This is a genomic window from Paenibacillus silvestris (assembly GCF_009882985.1).
GTDB lineage: Bacteria > Bacillota > Bacilli > Paenibacillales > NBRC-103111 > Paenibacillus_E > Paenibacillus_E silvestris.
The window spans coordinates 1-380 of the sequence record NZ_WTUZ01000023.1; the positions used below are offsets into that span (position 1 = coordinate 1).

Sequence of the window (380 nt, forward strand, 5' to 3'; positions counted from 1 at the left end):
CTTACATCCGCTATGGCTCTTTCCATGTTCTCATCCCTAGCATTCGCTGCAAAGTCGTCTGCTGATTTCACGGACTTGAAAGACCTAGATGCAGCTACAAAAGCGAAATTCGATGCGATGATCTCCGCTGGTATCTTTGACGGTGTATCTGAAACAACGTTTGGTCTGAAAGATGAAATGAACCGTGCACAATTCGCAAAAGTTGCGGCTTTGATCATGGGTCTTGACATCAACAAAGATTTGCAAACTTCCAGCTTTACAGACGTTAGTGTAACCGACGAAGCAAACGGTTATGCACTTCCTTATATTGAAGCTTTGAAAACAGCTGGCGTAACAGATGGTTATGCAGAAGGTCAATACAACCCAGCTGGTAAAGTAAC

The 380-nt window shown here is 43.7% G+C and carries 1 protein-coding gene; it reads left to right on the plus strand.

Annotated features, from left to right (window positions below):
• Positions 1-380: S-layer homology domain-containing protein (locus tag GQF01_RS26400; protein ID WP_161409966.1), on the plus strand; the 380-nt coding region annotated here is incomplete at both ends.